The following is a 23,258-nucleotide window of genomic DNA, read 5'->3' on the forward strand; positions in this document are numbered from 1 at the left end:
CGGCCCGGGGACCCGGCCCCCGCGCCCGCCCCCGCCCTCGCCTGACCCCTGGCAACGGACATCCGGGCTGCGGCCCGGGGACCCGGCCCCCGCGCCCGCCCCCGCCCTCGCCTGACCCCTGGCAACGGACATCCGGGCTGCGGCCCGGGGACCCGGCCCCCGCGCCCGCCCCCGCCCTCGCCTGACCCCTGGCAACGGACATCCGGGCTGCGGCCCGGGGACCCGGCCCCCGCGCCCGCCCCCGCCCTCGCCTGACCCCTGGCAACGGACATCCGGGCTGCGGCCCGGGGACCCGGCCCCCGCGCCCGCCCCCGCCCAAGCCTGACCCCTGGCAACAGACCTCCGGCCCCCTGCGGCCGGCCGAATCGCTTTGGAGAACCAATGGCAGAGAACGCATCCCGGGTGGCGCTGGTCACCGGCGGTTCACGGGGAATCGGCCGGGCCACGGTGGTGCGTCTGGCACGGGACGGCTTCGATGTCGCCTTCTGCTACCAGTCGAACGAGGCGGCCGCCCTGGAGCTGGAGAAGGAGGTCACCGAGACCGGGGCCCGGGTGCTCAGCCGCAAGCTCGACGTCCGTGACGCCGAGGCGGTGCGCGCGCTGATCGCCGAGACCGAGCAGACCCTCGGTCCGGTCGACGCGGCCGTGACCGCCGCCGGTATCACCCGTGACAATCCCCTGCTGCTGATGAAGGACGACGAATGGCATGACGTGCTGGACGTCAACCTGGACGGCGTCTACCACGTCTGCCGCTCCGTGGTGTTCGGCATGATGAAGCGCAAGAGCGGGGTGATCGTCAACATCTCCTCGGTCGCGGGCGTGTACGGCAACGCCACCCAGTCCAACTACTCGGCCTCCAAGGCCGGGATCATCGGCTTCTCCCGGGCCCTGGCCAAGGAGGTCGGGCGGTACGGAATCCGCGCCAATGTCGTCGCCCCGGGGTTCATCGACACCGATATGACGTCCGTGCTCACCGGCCAGGTGAAGGACAAGGCGCTGGAGTCGGTGCCGCTCGGGCGGCTGGGGCGGGCCGATGAGGTCGCCGACCTCGTCTCGTACCTCGTCTCGGACCGTGCGGCCTATGTCACGGGCTCCGTCGTCCAGATCGACGGCGGCATCACCATCTAGCATCGCCCCGAACCCAGGAGGTTCCGTTGGCCGTCAAGCCACCGCGCTGGTATTTCTCACTCCGCAGCCCCTATTCCTGGCTCGCCTACCGTGAACTCACCGAGAACGCCCCCGATGTGGCGGACGCGATCGAATGGCGCCCGTACTGGGAGCCGGACGAGGTGAGCGAGGGCCTGCTGGCCGACGCCGGGATCCACCTTCCCTATGTCGCGATGTCCAAGGAGAAGCACTTCTACATCCTCCAGGACGTCAAGCGGGCGGCCATCGAGCGCGGCCTGCGGATGGTCTGGCCCATCGACACCGCTCCCAACTGGGACGTCTCCCATCTCGCCTATCTGGTCGCCGAGGACGCCGGCCGCGGGCGGGACTTCATCGACGCCGTGTACCGGGCCCGCTGGGAGAACGGCATCGACATCTCCGAGCGCGCCACCATGGCCGCGATCGGCCATGAACTGGGCCTGGACCCCGATGCGTTGGCCGGTGCGGCCGACGATCCGCAGATCCGCCGGCGGGGCATCGAGGCGCTGCGCGCGGTGGACCGCGACGGAGTCTTCGGAGTGCCGTTCTTCATCCACCGGCACGACAAGTTCTGGGGGCTGGACCGGCTCTCGGGCTTTGTCGCGAGCGTCCGTGCCAAGACCCGCACCGTCGCCATCGAACAACCGGAGAACGACCGCGGGATCGAGCCGGCCCTGCTCGTCCCGGCCGGTGACGCCGGGCACGCCGGCGGCTGCGGCTGACCGGACGTACCCGAAACGACCCGATGGACCAGAGACCTCATAGACCCTCGTCGACCCGATAGACCCGGCAGAAAGGTGAACCCGCCATGAGCAACCCCTTCGAGGACGAGAACGGCAGCTACTACGTGCTGGTCAACGACGAGCGGCAGCACTCGCTGTGGCCGGCCTTCGCGGAGGTACCCGCGGGCTGGACCGTCGTCCACGGCCAGGACGGCCGTCAGGCGTGCCTGGACTACATCAACGAGAACTGGACCGATATGCGGCCCAAGAGCCTGATCGAGGCGATGGGCTGACGCACGCCGCCTCCTCCCTTGCCACGGGGCCCGACAACCTGACGTCGGGCCCCGTGGTGTGTTTCCGGCGGGTCGCCGCATGACATCCGGGCAGCCACGGTCCGAGCGGGACGATCCGGACTACTGTTGACACCCTCTTCATCGCACACGGGGGAACGTGCCATGACCTGGCTGGCAGCCACCAGCATCGACGACCTGTCCTTCGGACTGCTGATCATGCTGATCGCGGTGTCGTCGGTGGGCGTCTTCGTCTTCGGCGTCTCGGCGATCTCCGGCCGGCTGCTCGGCATCCGGGTGGGCCCGCTGCGCGCCCTCGGCGCCGGTCTGGTCGGGCTGGGCGCGATGCTCGCCTTCAAGCCGACCATGCACGACCAGCAGAGCATGGGCGTGCTGTACGGGGTCCAGGTCGGGGTGTCCGTCCTCGCCGCGATGGCCGCCCTGGTGCTGGCCGAGGTCTTTCTGCCGCAGGGCAGTTGGGCGCTGCCCATGCGGCTGTGGCGGGCGCTGCGCAGCCGGCTGCGGCGCACCCGCCGCTATTCGCAGATCAGCCGGATCTTCATGCGGCACGGCCTGAGCCGTCCGCTGCGCAGCCGGCACAGTCTGGAACGGGCCCTGCGGCCGGGCGAGTTCGGCGAGCGGATGGCCAGGGGGCTGCGGCTGGCGCTGGAGGAGTGCGGCGGGGCCTTCATCAAACTGGGCCAGTTGCTGTCCACCCGGCGCGATCTTCTGCCCCCGCACTTCATCGACGAACTCAGCCGGCTCCAGAGCGATGTGCCGCCCGCCCCATGGGGGGAGGTGGCGGCGCTGCTCCGCGAGGAGTTGGGCAGGCCGGTGGACGACGCCTTCGAGTGGATCGAGCAGATCCCGCTCGCCGCCGCCTCCATCGCCCAGGTCCACCGCGCCAAGCTGACCGGCGGCCCGGTGGTCGTGGTCAAGGTCCAGCGCCCGGGGATCCGCGAGCGGGTCGAGCGCGATCTGGACATCGTCGTCGCGATCACCCGCAGCCTCCAGCAGCGGTCCCGGTCCTCCCATGCCATGGGGCTGCGGGATCTGGGCGACGGCTTCTCCAAGTCGGTCCGGGAGGAACTGGACTTCCGGATCGAGGCCAACAACGCCGCGGTGGTGGCGGCGTCCTGCGACGGGTACGAGCCGGACGCCCTGGTGCGGGTGCCCCGGGTGTACGAGGAGTTCACCACGGCCAGGGTGCTGGTCCAGGAGTGGCTGGAGGGGGTCACCTTCGACCGGGCGGCGGCCGTCGCGGACCGCGAGGGGCTGGACCGCCGTCAGATCGCCCGGACCGCGTTCGCCGCCATGCTCCACCAGATCCTGCGGGCGGGGGTGTTCCACGCCGATCCGCATCCGGGCAATGTGCTGCTGCTCGACGACGGGCGGATCGGCCTGCTCGACTTCGGCTCGGTGGGCCGTATCGACCCGACCGTACGGCACGCCCTCCAGGAGATGCTGGTGGCCGTCGACCGCGGCGACCGGGCGGGTCTGCATGACGCGCTGATGGCGCTGCTCGGCACGCGGGCCACCAGGAGCGAGGACCTCATGCTCAACTCGCTTTTACTGGAGCGCGAGTTGGGGCAGTTCATGGCCCAGCACCTGGGGGTGGGGGCGCGGCCGGACACCGAGATGTTCACCGCGCTGTTCCAACTGCTCGCCCGGTTCGGACTCGCCGTGCCGCCGGAGGTGGCCGCCGTCTTCCGGGCGCTGGCGACCATCGAGGGCACCCTGGGCCGGGTCAGCCCCGACTTCAACATGATCGACGAGGCCCGGGCGATCGCCGTGGACCTCCTCACCGCCCGGCTGCGGTTCCGCGCCACGGGTACGGGCCCGGGGAGCGAGGAGGAGGACGGGATATCGTCCGGGTTCTCGTCCCTGGCGCGGGGCGCGGTCCATGAGTTCCTGTCCGCGCTGCCGATGCTGCGGCGGCTGCCCCGGCGGGCGGAGCGGATCGGCGCGTCGCTGGAGGAGGGGCGGTTCACGGTCCGGGTGCGGGTGCTCGCCGACGAACGGGAGCGGCGCTTTGTCTCCGGGCTGATCCACCAGTTGACGGTCACGCTGCTGGCGGCCTGCACGGGGCTGATGGGGGTGGTCCTGGTGGTGTTCGGCACCGGGCGCGGGCCGCGGGTCACCGCGGAGGTGGAGCTGTTCCCGCTGCTCGGCTATCAGGTGCTCGCGGTCAGCGCGATCCTCATGCTGCGCGCCCTCTACACGGCGATACGCCGGCCGGGCAGCCACGACACCTTCTAGCGCCCGGATCCCGGGCGGTACGGACACCCGTTCGCACACCCGTGGACCGGCTCCTGGGCGGAGCCGGTCCGGATTCCGCGTTCCTCAGGCGTCGCCGACCAGCAGCGGCTTTTCCCGCATGGTCCAGCCGTTGGCGTCCAGCACCCGCCGTACGCCCGCGACGGAGGTCGACTCCACGAGCAGTTCGACCAGGCCGCTCGGCTGGTCGAGGGAGTGCTCGATGCGCACGTCCTCGATATTGACCCCGGCCTCCCCCACGGTGGAGAACAGCCGGGCCAGCGCCCCTGGCTGGTCCGGGACGGCCACCGGGATCGCCACGTACTCGGCGGGCTGCGAACGCTGTTTGTGCGGTACCCGGGCATGGCCCCGGTTGCCGCGGCGCAGCAGCTCCTGGAGGTCGGCGGCGGCCTGCCGGCGCGCCTCGGACTCCGTGCCGGGCAGTGCCCGCAGGACGGCGATCAGCCGCTCCAGGTCCTTGGCGAAGCCGTCGAGGACATCGGCCACCGCGTCGGCGTTCGCGGTCAGGATGTCGCTCCACAGGGCGGGTTCGCCCGCCGCGATGCGGGTGACGTCCCGCAGCCCCTGCCCCGACACCCGGATGTGCTCGGCCTCGGCGTGCTCCAGCCGGGCCGCCATCATCGAGGCGACCAGGTGCGGGGCGTGCGAGGTCAGGGCGACGGCGCGGTCGTGGGCGTCGGTGTCCATCAGGACGGGGACGCCACCGCACAGCGAGACCAGCTCCAGCCCCCGGTTGAGCGCCGAGCGATCGGTGAGCGGCGAGGGGGTCAGCACCCAGGGGCGGCCCTCGAAGAGGTCGGCGCGGGCCGCGAGCGGACCGGAGCGCTCGGCGCCGGCCAGCGGATGTCCGCCGATGTAGCGGGACGGATCGCCGCCGGCCGCGCGGACCTCCTCATGCGGCCGCACCTTGACGCTGGCCACATCGGTGTAGGTGTGCGCCAGCCGGTCCCGCTGACAGCGGGCGAGCACGGTGCCGATGCTCGCGGGCGGCACCGCCAGGACGGCGAGGTCCACCTGCCCGGCAGGCAGCTCCAGCGAACCGGCCCCCAGGGCCTCGGCGGTCCTGGCGGCCGTGGTGTCGGCGTCGTCCAGGTACACCAGGACGCCCCGGCGGCTCAGGGCGAGGGCGATGGACGTGCCGATCAGCCCGGTTCCGACGACGACGGCGGTTCTCATGTGTCACGTCCCGGTGTGGGTACGGTGGCGCCGCAGCGCTCGATCTCCGCCCGGAGGAAGGCGGCGAACCGCCCGATGCCCTCCTCGATCTCCGCGGGGCTCAGATAGCTGAAGGAGAGCCGGATCGACCGCTCGCCGCCGGGGCCCGGGTAGAAGTAGGCCATCGGCGTCCAGATGACGGCGTGGTCCCCGGCCGAGCGCAGCAGCGCGGCGTTGTCGGCGGGGAACGGCACCCGGACGGTGAGGAAGAAGCCGCCGCTGGGCCGGTTCCAGCCGATGCCGAGCCGGTCGCGGACGTCCTCGGGGAAGTGCCGGTCCAGTTGCTCCAGGGTGACGCGGAGCGCCTCGCCGTAGTGCTTGGCGGGCACCGCGTTGCGTTCGGTGAGCCGGCCGCCGCAGGCCAGCAGGGCACCGGCGACGGCCGCCTGGCTCAGCGCCGGGGTGTTCACCGTCACCATGCTCTTGATCTTGGCGAGTTCGTCGGCGAGCAGTGTCCCGGCCCCCGACGGATCCCGCACGGGCTGGTCCGCGACGACGAATCCGACGCGGGCGCTGGGGAAGACCGACTTCGAGTACGACCCCAGGTGGATCACCCGCCGCGCCCGGTCCATCGCCTTCAGGGTGGGCAGTTGGACGCCGGGGCTGACCAGCCGGTACGGGCTGTCCTCCAGGATGAGCAGATCGTGCCGGGCGGCCAGCTCCAGCAACTCCTCGCGGGCGCGCCGGGACATGGTGTTGCCGGACGGGTTCGAATGGTCCGGCACCACGTAGAAGGCGCGCGGGCGGCGGCCCCTGGCCCGCTCGGCGAGGACGGCGGCCTCGACATCGGCCACGTCGAGACCGTCGGCCCGCTCCTCGACGGGGTGCACGGGCACCTGGAGCAGACTGGCGGCTCCGGTGATGCCCACGTAGCAGGGGCTGGCGACCAGCAGGACGTCCGCGGGGTCCGCGAAAAGCGCGCGCAGGGTCAGCAGCATCCCCTCCTGGGCGCCCACCGTCACCACGATCGCCTCCGGCGCGGCGTCGATGCCCTCGTCGGCGCGGAGCGAGTCGCGGATCAGCCCGCGGATCTGGCCCGCGGTCGGGCCGTACTGGTAGAGCGCGGTGCGGATGGCGTGGTCGGAGGCGCCGCCCGCGGCCAGGTGGTCGAGGTAGCGGCGGATGTGATCGAGGATCTCGTCCTTGTCGAAGAACTCCTCGTACGGCCTGCCGGGGGCGAAGGAGACCACGTCCGGGAAGCGGCCGGTGATCTCGTTCAGGAAGTTCATGGTGTCCAGCACCGGGTCGGACACACTGCGGTGCAGATCCTGCTTGCGCAGTTCGGTCGCGGGGGCGTTCCGGGGCGCGGCGGCGTTTCCGGGCGCGGCCGGCAGCGTGGCGTGGGCCCCGCCGCGGTGCGGATCCTCGCCGGTCAGCAGCGAGGCGTCCGCGTGGGCGACGGTGGCGGTGCCGGTCAGCGCCATGGCCTCGGACAGCTCGTCCAGGACCAGGTCCAGGACGCCCGCCGCGCCGTCCTGGCCCGCCACGGCCAGGCCGTGCAGCACCGGGCGGCCCAGCAGTACGGCGTCCGCGCCCAGGGCGAGGGCGCCGAGGACGTCCCGGCCGCGGCGGACGCCGCCGTCCAGGAGCAGGGGGCAGCGGCCGTCCACGGCGGCGGCGATCCGGGCGAGCACGTCCAGGGTGGCCGGTGCCCCGTCCAGTTGCCGTCCGCCGTGGTTGGAGACCACGATGCCGTCCGCACCGGCGGCGATCGCGCGCCGGGCGTCCTCGGCGGTCATGACGCCCTTGACCAGTACGGGCAGTTGGCCGACCGAGCGCAGCCAGGCGATGACCGACCAGTCGAGCGCGGGGTCGAGGCCGGTGCGGCCGTGTTCGGACGGCGACGAGTAGTCGGTCTGGTCCGCGGGCAGGTTGGCGGGCACGATATGCGGCGGCAGCCGGAAGTCGTTGCGCAGGTCGCGCAGCCGGCGGCCGAGCCGCGGGGTGTCGACGGTCAGCACCAGGGCCTCGAAGCCCGCGGCGGCCGCGTGCTCGATGAGCCGCCGGGTCGTGTCGCGGTCGCGGAAGCAGTAGACCTGGAGCCACAGGGGCGCGGTGGCGGCCGCGGCGATCTCCGCGAAGGTCCGCCCGGCGAAGGTGCTCACCACGACCGGGAGGCCGGCCGCGCCCGCGGCCCGCGCGGTGGCCGTCTCGCCGTCGGGGTGCATGAGGGTGTGGTAGGCCATGGGCGCCACGGCCACCGGCGCCCCCCACCGGCGGCCCAGGATCGTGGTGGACGGGTCGCACTCACCCGCCCCGGTCAGTACCCGGGGACTCAGCCGGACGCGGTCGAACGCCGCCCCGTTGGCGGCGAGCGTCCGCTCCTCCCCGGCCCCGCCCTCGATGAAGTCCCAGACCGCCGGGTCCAGCCGGGTGCGCGCCCGCTCGGCGTACTCCTCGAGGGACAGCGGCGGCCGGGAGCCGCCGGAGGGGGCGGTGCGGCCGGTCACGAGGTGGCCGCCCGGGCGCGCTCGACGGCCTCGTACAGCGCGCGGATGTTGGAGCTTCCGAAGCCCTGGGCCCCGTGGCGCTGGATGAGTTCGAAGAACAGGGTGCGCCGCTCGTAGGGCGAGCGGGTGAAGAGCTGGAGCAGGTAGCCCCACTCGTCGCGGTCGGCGAGCACATTGGTCTTGCGCAGATCGGCGATCGCCTCGTCGAGGTTGTCGATCCGCTCGGCGAGGGCGTCGTAGTAGGTGCCGGGCGTCTGGAGGAACTCGACGCCCCGGCTCTCGAATTCGAGAACGGCCGGGATGATCTCGTCCACCAGGAACGCCAGGTGCTGCACGCCCGGGCCGCCGTTGCGCTCCAGGAATTCGTCGATCTGGCCCGGCTTCTTGGTGCTGTCGGGCTCGATGATGGTGAAGGTGATCCCGGCCGAGGGGCTGCGCACCACGATGGAGTCCATGGCCTGCTCGCCGACGGCGACGTATTCGCTGGAGTACTCCTCGAAGCCGAATCCGTCGATGTAGTAGCGGACCGTGTCGCGCAGGGTGCCGGCGTCCAGGCAGACCGCGATGTGGTCGAGCAGCCGCAGTTCGGTGGTGGTGCCGTCCTGGGCGGGGCGCTCCGGCGAGGCGATCCAGTCGCGGCCCGGGGGCAGTGCGTGCGGCTGGCCCGCGGTGCGCTTGAGGAGGGTGTGGCGGACGGCGCCGAAGCCGGAGACGGCGGGCCCTGCCGGGTTGCCGGAGGTCAGATCGCGGGCACCGGCGGCCAGGGCGCCCTCCCGGGCCGCGAGGGGGTCCTCGCAGGCGAAGGCGATGTCGGCGATGCCGTCACCGTGTGCGGCGAGGAAGTCGGCCGTGCCGGGGCCCGAGGTGATGAGGAGCTGGATGTCCTTCTGGCGCAGGAGTATCGAATCCAGCGCGCCGGTCCGGCACCGGGCCTTTTCCTGGAAACCCATGCTGGACACGAAATAGTCCGTGGTTTTCCGCTGATCGCTGGTGTAGATCTCGATGTACTCGACGTCATACGCGGTCACGATGTCCCCATCCGACGATTGCCTCGCCACACGTGTGTGCAACTCGTGGAATCGCACGCTACCGGCACGGGGGAGCGGTGCCATGGGCCGCCAAGAATTCTTCTATAGTCAAAAAGAGGCGGGTGCGGCATTTTTCCGGGAGGCGGCGGAGGGGATACCGTCAACAAGCTCCGCCGACCGCGTCAATCGCCTCTTTTCGGGCGGTCGGCGGTGATCGGGAAGGCGGTCGGCGGACGGTGGCAACGGCTTATTCGATTCTCTTCATTTGAACGCTTTGCGGCGCACCGCGTATGCGTAGGTGACGGCTGCCGGCAGCGGCCCCCAGGCGAGCGGCGGCAGATAGGCGCTGACGAACACCCAGGCCCGCCGGCCGAGTTCGCCCACGTCATGGGTGAGCGATCCGCGCCAGCCGCCGCCGAGTGCCATGCAGCTTTCGATAGCCACGGGAAACGGCGGTCAGGATTCCGGACACGGGGCCCTCCAGTAAACACCGGGAAGCTGCGTCCGTTGCCGGATCGCTGCCAGGATCATGGCATGGCGCACCCGGCGCCCGACTCCTCCCGCGGAGGCAAACCCACACGCCGTCGGGTGGAGCGCCCCTTCGCTCCCTCCTCCGTCCGGATGACCGCCGAGGAGTGGCCGAACGACTTTCGAACGCCCTCCGAAGGAGCTCGATAGAAATCCTCGAAGTGCGCCGGGGAAGCGCGGAAAACACTGCTATCAACGGGTCCAAGACGTCGTTCACCCACCCTGCGTCCGCGACATGCGTCCCGGGCCGACCGAGAGGACCCGAGATATGCCCGAGGAGACGAGCCGGACGCCGGAGGTGCTGGGTGAGGACTTCATCCGCGACCCCTACCCGGTGTACGCCCGGCTCCGCGAGCGGACCCCGGTGGCGCGGGTCGTGCTCGGCGGGGCACCGATGTGGCTGGTGCTCCGCCATGAGGCGGCGCGCACCGCGCTGGCCGATCCGAAACTGCACAAGGACCCCGAGCGCTGTGCCCGGCTGGCCGCCAAGCACGCGGGCGTCGACCCCGTCGAGCAGCCCGCCGCGAAGTCGCCCGGTCAGCGGATGCTGGTGGAGCACATGCTGGGCATGGACCCGCCGAACCACACCCGGCTGCGCAAGCTGGTGGCCAAGGCGTTCACCGCACGGCAGATCCAGGCCCTGCGGCCGCGGATCGAGCACACGGTCGGCGCCCTGATCGAGGACATCGCCGGACAGGGCGAGGTGGATCTGCTGAAGGCGTTCAGCTTCCCGCTGCCGCTCACCGTGATCTCCGAGATGATCGGCGTCCCCGAGGCCGACCAGGCCGCCTTCGGAGCCTGGTCCAACGCGCTGACCGTGGCCGTCCAGCCGCAGGAGATGCACCGGATCGCCGACGAGATGGCGGAGTACCTCACCGGGCTGATCGCCGCCAAGCGGGCCGACCCGGCCGACGACCTGATCAGCGGGCTGATCCAGGCGCGGGACGACGAGGACCGGCTCAGCGAGAACGAGCTGGTCTCGATGGTCTTCCAGCTTCTGGTGGCCGGATACGAGACGACCGCGCATCTGATCGGCAACGGGATGCTCGCCCTGCTGCGCCACCCCGACCAGCTCGCCGCCCTGCGCGCGGACCGGTCGCTGCTGCGCGGCGCGGTCGAGGAGTTCTGCCGGTACGACAACTCGCTGCACCTGAACACGCTCTCGGTGACCACGGAACCGATGGAGATCGCCGGAGTCGGCATCCCGGCCGACGAGTTCGTCATCGTCTCGCTCGGCGCGGCCAATCACGACCCCGAACGCTTCGAGGACCCCGAGCGGTTCGACATCCGCCGGGAGACCGGCGGCCATCTGGCCTTCGGCCACGGCATCCACCACTGCATGGGCGCGCCCCTCGCCCGACTACAGACCGAGATCGCCGTCGGCGCGCTGCTCGACCGCTTCGCGCGGATCGAACTGGCCGTGGCGCCGACGGAGTTGCGCCGCGAGATGAACCTGACCCGGGGGCTGGAGTCACTGCCCGTCCGGCTCGGCTGAGCGAGACGGACCGGACCGGCGTACCGGCCGATGAAGAGGAGTCTGATGGATATCGCAATCTCCGCGGCTGGTCTGCGGAAGCGCTACGGCGGCAACGAGGTGCTGGGCGGCATCGACCTGTCCGTCGAGGCGGGCACGGTCTACGGGCTCCTGGGCCCCAACGGCGCCGGCAAGACGACCACGGTGCGCACCCTGGCGACGCTGATCAAGCCCGATGAGGGCACCGCCACGGTGGCGGGTCACGACGTGCTGACCCAGGCCCACGAGGTGCGCCGCAGCATCGGGCTGACGGGTCAGTACGCCGCGCTGGACGGTCAGTTGACCGGCCGCGAGAACCTGGTGCTGATGGGAACGCTGCTGCACATGGGCCGCAAGCGGGCCCGTGCCCGCGCGGATGAGGTACTGGAGATGTTCGACCTCACCGGTGCCGCCGACCGGGTGGTCAAGACCTACTCGGGCGGTATGCGCCGCAGGCTGGACCTGGGCGCCAGCCTGATCGGGAGCCCGCCGGTGATCTTCCTGGACGAGCCGTCCACGGGCCTCGACCCGGTCAGCCGGAACGCGCTGTGGGACATGGTCCGCAAACAGGTCGCCGAGGGGGTGACCGTGCTGCTGACCACCCAGTATCTGGAGGAGGCCGATCAGCTCGCCCATCGCATCGCGCTGATCGACAAGGGGCTGGTGGCGGCGGAGGGCACGCCCGACGAGCTGAAGAAGAAGGTCGGCGGCGAGCGGCTGGAGATCACCGTACGGACCACCGAGATGGTGGAGGCCGCCCGGGTCGCGCTGGCCCGGATCTCCCCGCGGGGCTCCGCCCCACCGGTCGTCGACGACCGCGGGATGCGGGTGTCGATCGCGCTGGAGACCGGTATCGCCGGTGTCTCCGCGGCGGCGTCCGAGCTCCAGGGGGCCTCGGTGGAGGTGGTCGACTTCCTGGTGCGGCGCCCCTCGCTGGACGACGTGTTCCTGGAGCTGACCGGAGCCGGACCCGAACCCGAATTGGAGACGACGAGCCGATGACCACCTATGTCCTGAGCGACGCGCTCGCCCTGGCGGGCCGCCACATACGGCATCTGAGGCGGGCACCGCAGCGGATCCTCAGCATCACCCTGATGCCGATCATGTTCGTGTTCCTCTTCGGCTATCTCTTCGGCAGTTCGATGAACGTGCCGGAGGGCGACTACCACGAGTACATCATGGCGGGCATCTTCACTCAGATGATGCTGGCCGGCGTCATCAACACCGGTGTGGGGGTGGCCGAGGACCTCTCCAACGGGCTGGTGGACCGGTTCCGTTCGCTGCCGATGGGCAGGGGTTCGGTGCTGCTCGGCCGGACCCTCTCCGATGTGCTGCTCAACGCGATCTCCTGTTGCGCGATGCTCTCCGTCGGCCTGCTCATCGGCTGGCGCATCCACGGCGGGCCGCTCAAGGCCCTCGCGGGCTTCGGTCTGTTGCTGCTGCTCGGTTACGCCACGGCGTGGCTCGGCTCGCTCGTCGGGCTGCTGCTGCGCGATCCCCAGGCGGTCAACTCGGTGGCCATGGTGATCACCATGCCGCTCACCTTTCTGTCGGCGACCTTCTACCCGTCCCAGAACCTGCCGGGCTGGGTGCGTCCGGTGGCCGAGTGGAACCCGGTGACCACCCTGACCACCGGGATGCGCGAGCTGTGGGGCAACCCCACGGGGAACGGCGCCGATCCGGCGTTCCCGTTGCAGCATCCGGTGGCGGCTTCGCTGATCATGGTGGTGGGGCTGCTGATCGTCGTGATCCCGCTGGCCAACCGGGCCTACGAGCGGGCCGCCGCGCGCTGAGCCGCGTCCGTAGGACCAAGACACTCGGACCGAAACCGAAACCGAAGCCCGGACGACCGCTTTCGGCCGTCCGGGCTTCGGCGTGGGCGCCGCCGGGTCAGCCCCCCAGATGCGCACGCCAGGTGTCATGGAGGCGGGCCAGGTGCTCGAAGCCGCCGATCACCTCATCGGTCGGCACACCGAAGTCCACCAGGCAGGCGACCTCGTCCACCCCCGCGTCCTCGAGCTGCTTGAGCATCGCCATGCAGTCGTCGACGGTGCCGAACATCCCGCTGGTCTCGAAGTACCGGTCGAATGCCTGGGCCACCAGGAACTGGCGGTCCTCCGGGCCCATGCTCTTCAGCTCCCGGGACATGTCCGCGCCCTGCGCGCCCGCCGCCTCGGCCGCCTTGATCAGCAGATCGAAGGAGCTGGCCAGATAGCGGGAGAACGGCTCGCGCACGGTCTCCCGCACGGTGTCGCGGTCGGTGCCGACGAAGGTGTGCACCATCACGGCCACATGCCCCGGCCCGGCCGAGGCGCTCTGGTGCTCCCGGTGCGCCCGGCGGTACTCCTCGATGCGCTGGGCGAGGACCTCGACCTCCTGGCCGAGCAGATGGGTGAGCATCCCCATCCCGTGCTCACCGGCCAGCGTGAACGTCGCCGGGGTGCCGCCGCTGGTCAGCCACATCGGCAGCGCGGGCTGGACGGGCGGCGGGAACATGGTCAACTCCACCGTCTCGCCCGCCCCGTCGGTCAGGGACACGCTCTCCCGCCGCCAGAGCCGGCGGATCGTCTCCACCGTCTCCATCAGCCCGGACTTGCGGGTCTCGTAGTTCTCCGGGCGGAGCGCGAAGTCCGCGGCGTGCCAGCCCGAGGCGAGCGCCACCCCGGCCCGGCCGCCCGACAGGTTGTCGACGACCGACCACTCCTCGGCGATCCGCATCGGGTGGTGCAGCGGCGCCACGACGCTTCCGGCGCGCACCGCGACCCGCTTGGTGACCGCCGCGACCGCGGCGCCCGTCACCGAGGGGTTGGGGTAGAGCCCGCCGAACGGATGGAAGTGGCGTTCGGGGGTCCACACCGCGGTGAAGCCGTTGTCATCGGCGAACCGGGCGCCGTCCAGCAGCAGCCGATAGCGGTCGCGCTGCTCGGTGTCGTTGTTGGCGAAGTAGAACAGGCTGAAATCCATGAGTCCTCCGGAAAGCGAAAGAAAAGCGCCCGGGGCGCGCTGACGGCGGGTCCCGGGCGGTGTCGCTGGTGTGTGCGCCGTTTCAGAAACGCACCGGCAGGTCGATCATCGGGCGGACCATCAGGCCGGGCCGATAACGCACCTCCGAGGGGTGCACGGCCAGCCGGATGCCGGGAAAGCGTTCATAGACCCGTCGAATCGCCAACTCGGTGAGCGCCTTGGACATATGGGAGCCCAGGCAGTAGTGGATTCCGTGGCCGAAGCTCACATGCGCGGGCTTGGGACGGGTGATGTCCAGCTCCGCGGGACGATCGGCGAAGGCGTGCGGATCGTGGTTGGCCCCGGCCAGCGAAATGATGATGATCTCGTCCTTGGGGATCTTCACCCCGCACAGCTCGACCGGCTCCAGCGTGACCCGCTGAAGGGAGTTGATCAGCGGGCTGGTGAACCGCAGCAGCTCCTCCACCGCGTTCGGCAGCAGACTCCAGTCGGCCCGGATCTTGTCGGCCTCGCCGGTATGGGTGAGCAGTGCCGCGAAGGAGCCGTTGAGCAGGCTGGTGGTGGTGTCGTTGCCGCCGGTCATCAGGGCGAACGCGGTGGACAGCGCCTCCGCGGCGGTCAGCCGCTTGTCCTCGTCGGCATGGACCAGCGCGGAGATCAGATCGTCCTGCGGGGCCCGCTGCTTGGTGGCGATCAGCGACTTGAGGTAGTCCGACAACTGCCGGGTGTGCTCGGCGATCATGCCCGTCGGATCGCTGGCGTCCACCCGGCGCAGGGTGTTCGTCCACACCAGGAACCGCGGCCAGTCGGCGTCGGGCACGCCCATGAGCTGCGCGATGGTGATGATCGGAAGCGGCTCGTTGAGCCCGGAGACCAGATCCCGGTTGTCGTCGCGGACCATCGTATCGAGCAGGTCGTCGACCACCTTCTCCCAGCCGTCGCGCAGCCCCCTGACCCGCTTGGGGGTGAAGGCGAAGGTGAGCGCCTTGCGCAGCGGGGTGTGGCGCGGCGGATCGGAGTTGGCCAGGTGGTTGCTGATCTCGTCGGCGGGCTTGATCTCCTGGCCGAGCTGCTTGCCCAGCGCCGCGTAGAGCTTGCCGATGTCCCGGCCGAGCCGGGGGTCGGAGAGCGCGTCGCGGACGTCGTCGTAGCGGCTCACCACCCAGGCCCGCACCCCGTCCGGGGTCTCCACCCGGCACACCGGCTGCTCCGCGCGCAACTGGGCGAGGAAGGGATAGGGGTCCTGCGTGTACTCGTCGCTGAACATCCAGTAACGGGACAGCGTGCCGGTGTTCGTCACCAGTACTCCCTGAAGTCGCGGTGCGGGTGGCGGGCCCGCGGTCGCTCGACGGCGCGCGGCCGAACCGATGACAGCACGGCGGGACCGGACGGGTCAGCGGCAGTGTGAATTCTTCGAAGTGGACGGCGAAGTGGGCCACTTCCGTGCCGCGCGGCGCGCAAAACGAAGTTTTTGCAGCGCCGTTGTCTGGTGGACCGGCCGGAGATGAGACTCGGCGATCCAGGCTGGTGGCAGGCGACCGAGCCTTTTGTGTCGGCGACCGACGGAATGACGAGTGGAGATTTCCATAATGACGCGAGCAGCCATCGACGACGTCCTTCCGCTGTGGCCACTACAGGAAGGTCTGCTGTTTCAGACCCTGTACGGGGAAGAGAAACTCGATGTCTACGTCGCCCAGATCCTGATCGACCTCGACGGGCCCCTGGACGCGGGGGCCATGCGGGACTCGGTTGCCACTCTGCTGCGCCGGCACCCCAATCTGCGGGCCAGTTTCCGATACGAGAAGCTGAGCCGGCCGGTGCAGGTGATCGCGCGCGAAGTCCCGGTGCCCTGGCGGGAGGTCGACCTCACCGGGCTCGACGAGCGGGCCCAGGAGCGGGAGCTGGAGCGGCTCGCGGCCGAGGAGGCGGCGCACCGGTTCGACCTGGGGGCCGGGCCGTTGCTGCGTTTCACGCTGATCAAGCTGGGCCCGCGCACCTGCCGGCTGATGTTCAACTCGCATCACATCCTGCTCGACGGGTGGTCCACCGCCCGGCTCATGTACGAGCTCTTCGAGATCTACCACCGTCGCGGCGACGACTCGGGCCTGCCGCCGGTGACGCCGTACCGCGAGGCCCTGAGCTGGCTGGAACGGCAGGACCGGGCGGCGGCGGAGAACGCCTGGCGCACCGTGCTCGCCGAGGTGGAGGAGCCCACGCTGCTCGCGCCCGACGACACCGGGGCGCGAGACGTACCGGCCGAGCTGGTCATCGCCATGCCCGATGAGCTGGCCGCCCGGGTGCGGGAGACCGCCCGGCGCAACGACCTCACGCTGAGCGCGGTGTTCCAGGGCTGCTGGGCGCTGCTGCTGGGGCAGCTCACCGGCCGTGACGACGTGGTGTTCGGCTCGACCGTATCGGTGCGCCCCGCCGAGCTGACCGGCGCGGACCAGATGGTCGGCCTGTTCATCAACTCGGTGCCGGTCCGGGTGCGGGTGAGCCCGCGGGAGAGCCTGCTGTCCCTGCTGACCGGGATGCAGCGGCAGGCGGCCGGAATGGTCGAACACCACCACCTCAGCCTGCCGGACATCCAGCGGGCCGCCGGGCGCGGCATCCTGTTCGACACGCTCACCGTCACCGAGAACTACCCCATGGGCGGGGACGACCTGCCCGAGCTGCCCGGTGACCTCACGATGACGGGCGCCAAGGGCACCGACGCCAACCACTACCCGCTGAGCATCGCGGCCCTGCCGGGCGACGGGCTGCGGCTGCACTTCGGCTACCGGCAGGAGCTCTTCACCCGCGAGGACATCGAGGTGCTCGGCGACCGCTTCCGCCGCCTCTTCGCGGCCTTCGCGGACGATCCGGAACAGCCGATCGGCCGGCTGCCGCTGCTGAGCGACGCCGAGGCGAGGCGCATGCTCGCCCTGGGCACGCCCGCACGGCCGCTGCCGGGCGGTGACGCCGTCCCCGCGCTCTTCGCCGAACAGGTGCGGCTCCATCCGGACGCCGTCGCCCTGGTCCACGAGGACACCTCGCTCTCCTACGCCGAACTGGACCGCCGCGCCAACCGCCTGGCCCGCACCCTGATCGAGCGGGGCGCGGGGCCGGAGCGGGTGGTGGCGCTCGCCCTGGGGCGCTCTCCCGAGCTGGTCGTCGCCATGCTGGCGGTGCTCAAGGCGGGCGCGGCCTACCTGCCGGTGGACATCTCCTATCCGGCCGACCGGATCGCCTATCTGCTCAGCGACTCCGACCCGGCGCTGGTCCTGGCCACAGCCGCGTCGGCGGAGGTGATTCCGGACGGCTGCGCCGCGCCGAGGGTGCTGCTGGACGACCCGGCCACCGTCCGCGAGACCGACGCCCGGCCGGACACCGATATCGAGCCGGGCGAGCGGCGGGGGGCGACGACGTCCGCCAACCCCGCCTATGTCATCTACACCTCCGGTTCCACCGGCCGTCCGAAGGGCGTCATGGTGACGCACTCCGGTCTCGCCGGTCTGGTCGCCACCAACGTCGAGCGGTTCGAGGTGGGGCCCGGCAGCCGGGTGTTGCAGTTCTCCTCGCCCAGCTTCGACGCCGCCGTCTGGGAGACCTACACCGCCCTGCTCACCGGCGCCACGCTGGTGCTCGCCCCCGCGACACGGCTTCAGCCCGGCCGGGCGCTGGTCGACCTGGTCGCCGAGCACCAGGTCACCCACGCGCTCATCCCGCCCGCCGCGCTGGCCGTGCTCACCGAGGACCTGCCGTCGATACGCCTGCTGGTGGTCGGCGGCGAGGCGTCCGCGCCGGAGCTGGTCGAGGCGTGGTCCGGCAACCGGACGATGATCAACGCCTATGGGCCGACCGAGAGCACCGTCTGTGTCTCCCTCAGCGAGCCGCTGTCCGGCGCGGTGGCGCCGCCCATGGGCACCGCCCTCGGCACCGCGCGGCTGCGGGTGCTCGACGGTGCGCTGCGGCCGGTGCCGCCGGGTGTCACCGGGGAGCTGTACGTCTCGGGACCCTGCCTGGCGCGCGGCTATCTGAACCGGCCCGGGGTGACCGCCGAGCGGTTCGTCGCCGATCCGTATCCGGGCGGTGGCGAGCGCATGTACCGCACTGGTGACCTGGTGCGCTGGAACGCCGAGGGCGACGATCCGGTGCTGGAGTTCGCCGGCCGGGCCGACGACCAGGTCAAGATCCGTGGATTCCGGATCGAGCTGGGGGAGATCGAGTCGGTCCTGGCCGCGCACGAGCGGATCGACCGTGCGGTGGTCGTGGTGCGCGAGCCGACCCCGGGCGACAAGCGGCTCGTCGCCTATCTGGTGCCGGTGGGCGGGGAAGAGGTGCCCGCCCCCGCCGGCTTGCGCGAGCACGTGGGCGCCTCGCTGCCCGAGTACATGGTGCCCTCGGCGTTCGTCGCCCTCGACGCACTCCCGCTCACCCCTAACGGCAAACTGGACCGCAAGGCGCTGCCCGAGCCCGGCGGCCCGGCCGGACCGGCCGGGCGCGGGCCGCGCACCCCGCAGGAGGAGATCCTGTGCGCGCTCTTCGCCGAACTCCTCGGCGTGCCCGAGGTGGGGGTGGACGACGACTTCTTCGACCTCGGCGGCCACTCGCTGCTGGCCACCCGGCTGGTCACCAGGACCCGCGCGGTCTTCGGCGAGGAGCTTTCGCTGCGCGCGGTGTTCGAGACGGCCACGCCCGCCGGGATAGCCCGCAGGCTGCACCAGGTCGTGGACGGCAGGCCCGCGCTGGAGGCGGGGCCGCGCCCCGAGCGGGTGCCGCTGTCCTTCGCCCAGCACCGGCTGTGGTTCCTGGACCGGTTCGAGGGCGCCAAGTCGATCTACAATGTCCCGCTCACCGTGCGGCTGACCGGTGAACTGGACCTGGACGCGCTGCGCCATGCCTTCAGGGACGTCCTGGCCAGGCACGAGAGCCTGCGGACGGTGTTCCCGGACGTGGACGGCGATCCGTACCAGCGGGTGCTGGATCCCGCGGACGCCGAACTCGACCTGTCCCTGGTGGATCTGAGCGCGGCACCGGAGCGGCTGGACGAGGCACTCCAGGAGGAGGCGTCCGCCGGGTTCCGGCTGGCCGTCGAACTCCCGCTGCGGGTGCGCGTCTTCCGCACCGGCGCCCAGACATACGTCCTGCTCGTGGTGATGCACCACATCGTCGGGGACGGCTGGTCGCTGGGCGTCTTCGGCCACGACCTCTCGCTCGCCTACACGGCCAGGCTGAAGGACACCGCGCCGTCGTGGGACCCGCTGCCCGTGCAGTACTCGGACTACACGCTGTGGCAGCGGCGCGTACTGGGTGAGGAGGCGGACGAGAACAGCGCGATCGCGAGGCAGTTCGCCTACTGGTCGGACGCCCTGGCCGGGATACCCGACGAGCTCAACCTCCCGGTGGACCGGCCGCGCCCCGCGGTGGCGAGCTACGCGGGCGACACCGTGACGTTCCACCTCCCCGAGGAGCTGCACAAGCGGCTGCTCACCATCGCCCGTACCTCCCAGGCCAGCCTGTTCATGGTGGTCCAGGCCGGGCTCTCGGTGCTGTTGTCGCGGTCCGGCGCGGGCACCGACATCCCCGTGGGCACGCCGATCGCCGGTCGTACCGACGACGCCCTCGACGGACTGGTCGGGTTCTTCCTCAACACGCTGGTGCTGCGCACCGACACCTCCGGCAACCCGACCTTCCGCGAGCTGGTCCAGCGGGTGCGGGAGTCCGACCTGGCCGCGTACGCCAACCAGGACGTGCCGTTCGAGCGCCTGGTCGAGCAGCTCAACCCCGAGCGCTCCCTCGCGCGCCACCCGCTGTTCCAGGTGATGTTCACCGTGCAGAACAACCGCCCGGCCGAGCTCGCGCTGCCGGGCCTGCGGGTGGACCAGTACGACCACCTCGGCGACATGGCCAAGTTCGACCTGTTCGTCGGGCTGACCGAGCGGCGCACACCCGACGGCGCGCCGGACGGTCTGGCCGGATGGATGGAGTACAGCACCGATCTGTTCGACCGGGAGACGGTCCAGGACCTCGCCGACCGGCTGATCCGGGTGCTGGCCGGGGCGGCCGAGGACCCGAAGCGGCCGATCGGCTCCCTGGACCTGCTCGACCCGATCGAGCGGCACCGCCAACTGACCGCCTACAACGACACCGCGCACCGGTTCGACGAGGCATTCCTGCCCGAACTGCTCGAGCGGCAGGCGCACGCGCTGCCGGACGCCACGGCCGTGGTGCACGGCGACACACGGATGTCGTACGCCGAGCTGAACGCGGCGGCGAACCGGCTGGCACATCTGCTGATCTCACGGGGCACCGGCCCTGAGGACACGGTCGGCATCGCGCTGCCGCGCTCGGCGGAGCTGCTGGTGGCGGTGTGCGCGGTGCTCAAGACCGGAGCGGCCTATCTGCCCATCGACCCGGAGTACCCGGCCGAGCGCGTCTCCTTCATGCTGGCCGACGCGGCGCCCTCGGTGGTGCTGACCCGGACCGGGGTGCTGCCGGACGGTCACCGGGCCCCGCTCCTCGCCCTCGACACACCGGAGACCGCCGACCTGCTGGCCGGGCAGGCGGACACCGACCCCACCGACGCGGACCGCGTCCGGCCGCTCCACCAGGCCGCCCCGGTCTATGTCATCTACACCTCCGGCTCCACCGGCCGCCCCAAGGGCGTCGTGATGCCCGCGGGCGCCATGGCCAACCTGGTCGCCTGGCACCACGGCGAGATCGGCGGCGGCGCCGGGACGCGGGTCGCGCAGTTCACCGCGATCAGCTTCGACGTCTCCGCCCAGGAGATCCTGACCACCCTGCTCACCGGCAAGACGCTGGTGGTCCCGGACGACGCGGTGCGCCGCGACGCCGCCGCCCTCACCCGGTGGCTGGAGGAGCACCGGATCAACGAGCTGTACGCCCCCAACCTGGTGGTGGACGCCGTCGCGGAGGCCGCCGTCGAGAGCGGTGCCGCCCTCGGCGAGCTGCGGGTGATCGCCCAGGCGGGCGAGGCGCTGGCGCTCACCCCGCGGCTGCGCGCCTTCCAGGCCGACCGCCCGTGGCTGCGGCTGCACAACCACTACGGCCCCACCGAAAGCCATGTGATCACGGCCACCACCCTGCCCCGCGACCCCGCGAACTGGCCCGCCACGGCGCCGATCGGACGCCCGGTCTGGAACGACCGGGTCTATGTCCTGGACGACGCGCTGGGCCCGGTGCCCGCGGGGGTCGTCGGGGAGCTGTACCTGGCCGGCGCCGGGCTGGCCCGCGGCTATCTGAAGCGGCCGGGCCTCACCGCGGAGCGCTTCGTGGCCGACCCCTTCGGCCCGGCCGGATCCCGGCTGTACCGCACCGGAGACCTGGTGCGCTGGGACCGGGACGGCCAACTGCGGTTCGTGGGCCGGGCCGACCACCAGGTCAAGGTGCGCGGCTTCCGGATCGAGCTGGGTGAGATCGAGACGGCGCTGGCCGCCCACCCCGACGTCGCCTCGGTGGCCGTGCTGGCCCGGCAGGACCGGCCCGGGGCGCCCCAACTCGTCGGCTATCTCGTCCCGGTGGCCGGGCGGACCGCCCCGGCCCCGGCCGAACTGCGCAAGCACCTGGCCACCACCCTGCCCGAGTACATGGTGCCCAGCGCGTTCGTCGCCCTTAACACGCTGCCGCTGACCCCCAACGGCAAGCTGGACCGCCGGGCGCTGCCCGCGCCGGTACGGGAGGACGCCGAGCGGCGGGAGCCGGCCACCCCGCGGGAGGCCGCGCTGTGCGGGCTGTTCGCCGAGGTGCTCGGGGTGCCCGAGGCCGGAGTGGACGACAACTTCTTCGACCTCGGCGGCCATTCACTGCTCGCCACCCGGCTGACCAGCCGGATCCGTACGACTCTGGGCGCCGAGCTGAGCGTGCGCGACCTGTTCGAGTCGCCGACGCCCGCCGGACTCGCCGGGCTGATCGGCGAGGCGGGCGGGGCGCGGCGCGCGGTGACCGCGCGGGAGCGGCCGGAGGAGGTGCCGCTGTCGTACGCCCAGCGCAGGCTGTGGTTCCTGGGCCGGTTCGAGGGGCCGAGCGCCACCTACAACCTGCCGATGGCCCTGCGGCTGACCGGTGAGCTGGACCGGGAGGCGCTGCGCGCGGCGCTGGCCGATGTGGTCGCCCGCCATGAGAGCCTGCGCACCGTCTTCCCGGAGATCGACGGCCGCCCCCGCCAGGTGGTGCTGGACGTGGTGCCCGAACTGCCGGTGGCCGAGGTCACCGAGGCCGGTCTGGAGGCGGCGCTCACCGAGGCCGCCGGATACGCCTTCGACATCGCCGCCGAGATCCCGGTGCGGGCGCGGCTGTTCGCGCTCGGCCGGACCGAGCACGTGCTGGCGCTGGTGGTCCACCACATCGCGGGCGACGGCTGGTCCATGGCCCCGCTGGGCCGCGATCTGTCCGCCGCCTACGCGGCCCGCAGCGCGGGCCGGGCCCCGGAGTTCACCCCGCTGCCCGTGCAGTACGCCGACTACACGCTGTGGCAGCACGAGGTGCTGGGCAGCGAGGACGACCCGGACAGCACCATCTCCCGGCAGGCCGCGTTCTGGCGGTCGGCCCTGGAGGGGGCGCCGGAGGAGCTGGCGCTGCCCGCCGACCACCGCCGTCCGCCCGCCATCAGCTACCGCGGCGATATGGTCACCTTCCGCTTCGACGCCGAGGTGCACCGCGGCCTGCGCGACCTGGCCATGGAGCACCGGGCCAGCCTCTTCATGGCCGTCCAGGCCGGTCTGGCCGCGCTGCTCAGCAGGCTCGGCGCGGGCACCGACATCCCGCTCGGCACGGCCATCGCGGGCCGCACCGACGACGCCCTGGACGATCTGGTCGGCTTCTTCGTCAACACGCTGGTGCTGCGCACCGATGTCTCCGGCGACCCGACCTTCGCCGAACTGCTGGAGCGGGTGCGGGAGACCGACCTGGCCGCCTACGCCCATCAGGACCTGCCGTTCGAGCGGCTGGTCGAGCTGATCAACCCCGAGCGCTCGGCGTCCCGGCATCCGCTGTTCCAGGTGATGCTGGCGTTCCAGAACACCGCCGAGGGCCGGGTCGAGCTGCCCGGGGTGGTCGCGGGGCCGCAGCCGATCGGCCATGACGTGGCCAAGTTCGACCTGTCCTTCACCCTGTCGGAGACCCAC

14 protein-coding genes are annotated in these 23,258 nt (G+C 71.6%); 8 read left to right on the top strand and 6 right to left on the bottom strand.

Going from position 1 to position 23,258, the window contains the following annotated elements:
* Positions 1 to 381: 381 nt before the first annotated feature.
* From fabG to KN815_RS28525, 4 genes are all read left to right on the top strand, one after another.
* Positions 382 to 1,128, top strand: coding sequence for a 3-oxoacyl-[acyl-carrier-protein] reductase (gene fabG, locus KN815_RS28510; protein ID WP_216344770.1), 747 nt, complete (start codon positions 382 to 384; stop codon positions 1,126 to 1,128).
* A gap of 26 nt (positions 1,129 to 1,154) precedes the next feature.
* Positions 1,155 to 1,868, top strand: coding sequence for a 2-hydroxychromene-2-carboxylate isomerase (locus KN815_RS28515; RefSeq protein WP_216344771.1), 714 nt, complete (start codon positions 1,155 to 1,157; stop codon positions 1,866 to 1,868).
* Positions 1,869 to 1,954: 86 nt separating this feature from the next.
* Positions 1,955 to 2,161 carry an MbtH family protein gene (locus KN815_RS28520; protein WP_216344772.1) on the top strand — a complete coding sequence of 69 codons (207 nt, stop codon included), beginning with the start codon at positions 1,955 to 1,957 and terminating at the stop codon, positions 2,159 to 2,161.
* A gap of 162 nt (positions 2,162 to 2,323) precedes the next feature.
* On the top strand, positions 2,324 to 4,417 hold the full coding sequence (locus KN815_RS28525; RefSeq protein WP_216344773.1) for an ABC1 kinase family protein: 2,094 nt from the start codon (positions 2,324 to 2,326) through the stop codon (positions 4,415 to 4,417).
* 84 nt (positions 4,418 to 4,501) lie between these two features.
* On the opposite strand, the gene KN815_RS28530 is transcribed toward KN815_RS28525, so the two are convergent.
* From KN815_RS28530 to KN815_RS28545, 4 genes are all read right to left on the bottom strand, one after another.
* Positions 4,502 to 5,611: a prephenate dehydrogenase gene (locus KN815_RS28530; RefSeq protein ID WP_216344774.1), complete on the bottom strand. Its 1,110-nt coding sequence runs from the start codon at positions 5,609 to 5,611 to the stop codon at positions 4,502 to 4,504.
* Positions 5,608 to 8,100, bottom strand: coding sequence for an aminotransferase class I/II-fold pyridoxal phosphate-dependent enzyme (locus KN815_RS28535; RefSeq protein WP_216344775.1), 2,493 nt, complete (start codon positions 8,098 to 8,100; stop codon positions 5,608 to 5,610). The genes KN815_RS28530 and KN815_RS28535 overlap by 4 nt, the downstream gene beginning before the upstream one ends.
* Complete coding sequence (hppD, locus tag KN815_RS28540) at positions 8,097 to 9,128, bottom strand: 4-hydroxyphenylpyruvate dioxygenase (RefSeq protein WP_253209296.1); 1,032 nt, start codon at positions 9,126 to 9,128, stop codon at positions 8,097 to 8,099. The genes KN815_RS28535 and hppD overlap by 4 nt, the downstream gene beginning before the upstream one ends.
* A 261-nt stretch (positions 9,129 to 9,389) precedes the next feature.
* Entirely contained in the window at positions 9,390 to 9,572 is a 183-nt protein-coding gene (locus tag KN815_RS28545; RefSeq protein ID WP_216344777.1) for a hypothetical protein, read from the bottom strand.
* Between the two features lie 352 nt (positions 9,573 to 9,924).
* Between KN815_RS28545 and KN815_RS28550 the strand changes: the two genes are divergently transcribed.
* From KN815_RS28550 to KN815_RS28560, 3 genes are read left to right on the top strand one after another with little or no spacing between them, the layout of a single operon-like run.
* Positions 9,925 to 11,151, top strand: coding sequence for a cytochrome P450 family protein (locus tag KN815_RS28550; RefSeq protein ID WP_216344778.1), 1,227 nt, complete (start codon positions 9,925 to 9,927; stop codon positions 11,149 to 11,151).
* Between the two features lie 45 nt (positions 11,152 to 11,196).
* A complete protein-coding gene (locus KN815_RS28555; protein ID WP_216344779.1) occupies positions 11,197 to 12,171 on the top strand; it encodes an ATP-binding cassette domain-containing protein in 975 nt (324 codons plus the stop codon).
* On the top strand, positions 12,168 to 12,962 hold the full coding sequence (locus KN815_RS28560) for an ABC transporter permease (protein ID WP_216344780.1): 795 nt from the start codon (positions 12,168 to 12,170) through the stop codon (positions 12,960 to 12,962). The genes KN815_RS28555 and KN815_RS28560 overlap by 4 nt, the downstream gene beginning before the upstream one ends.
* Before the next feature lie 97 nt (positions 12,963 to 13,059).
* Here KN815_RS28560 and KN815_RS28565 read toward each other — a convergent pair whose 3' ends face one another.
* Entirely contained in the window at positions 13,060 to 14,133 is a 1,074-nt protein-coding gene (locus tag KN815_RS28565) for a MupA/Atu3671 family FMN-dependent luciferase-like monooxygenase (protein WP_216344781.1), read from the bottom strand.
* Between the two features lie 82 nt (positions 14,134 to 14,215).
* A complete protein-coding gene (locus KN815_RS28570) occupies positions 14,216 to 15,433 on the bottom strand; it encodes a cytochrome P450 family protein (protein ID WP_216344782.1) in 1,218 nt (405 codons plus the stop codon).
* Positions 15,434 to 15,722: 289 nt separating this feature from the next.
* Here KN815_RS28570 and KN815_RS28575 point away from each other — a divergent pair.
* The coding region (locus tag KN815_RS28575; RefSeq protein WP_216344783.1) for a non-ribosomal peptide synthetase at positions 15,723 to 23,258 on the top strand (7,536 nt) is incomplete at its 3' end.

The sequence above is a fragment of the Streptomyces niphimycinicus genome (assembly GCF_018883605.1).
In the GTDB taxonomy this organism is placed as follows: Bacteria; Actinomycetota; Actinomycetes; order Streptomycetales; family Streptomycetaceae; genus Streptomyces; species Streptomyces niphimycinicus.

What these genes read in the sequence shown, in the direction of transcription:
- fabG (WP_216344770.1), top strand. Translation starts at nt 382, where the DNA reads ATGGCAGAGAACGCATCCCGGGTGGCGCTGGTCACCGGCGGTTCACGG.
- KN815_RS28520 (WP_216344772.1), top strand. Translation starts at nt 1,955, where the DNA reads ATGAGCAACCCCTTCGAGGACGAGAACGGCAGCTACTACGTGCTGGTC.
- KN815_RS28525 (WP_216344773.1), top strand. Translation starts at nt 2,324, where the DNA reads ATGACCTGGCTGGCAGCCACCAGCATCGACGACCTGTCCTTCGGACTG.
- KN815_RS28530 (WP_216344774.1), bottom strand. Translation starts at nt 5,611, where the DNA reads ATGAGAACCGCCGTCGTCGTCGGAACCGGGCTGATCGGCACGTCCATC.
- KN815_RS28550 (WP_216344778.1), top strand. Translation starts at nt 9,925, where the DNA reads ATGCCCGAGGAGACGAGCCGGACGCCGGAGGTGCTGGGTGAGGACTTC.
- KN815_RS28555 (WP_216344779.1), top strand. Translation starts at nt 11,197, where the DNA reads ATGGATATCGCAATCTCCGCGGCTGGTCTGCGGAAGCGCTACGGCGGC.
- KN815_RS28560 (WP_216344780.1), top strand. Translation starts at nt 12,168, where the DNA reads ATGACCACCTATGTCCTGAGCGACGCGCTCGCCCTGGCGGGCCGCCAC.
- KN815_RS28565 (WP_216344781.1), bottom strand. Translation starts at nt 14,133, where the DNA reads ATGGATTTCAGCCTGTTCTACTTCGCCAACAACGACACCGAGCAGCGC.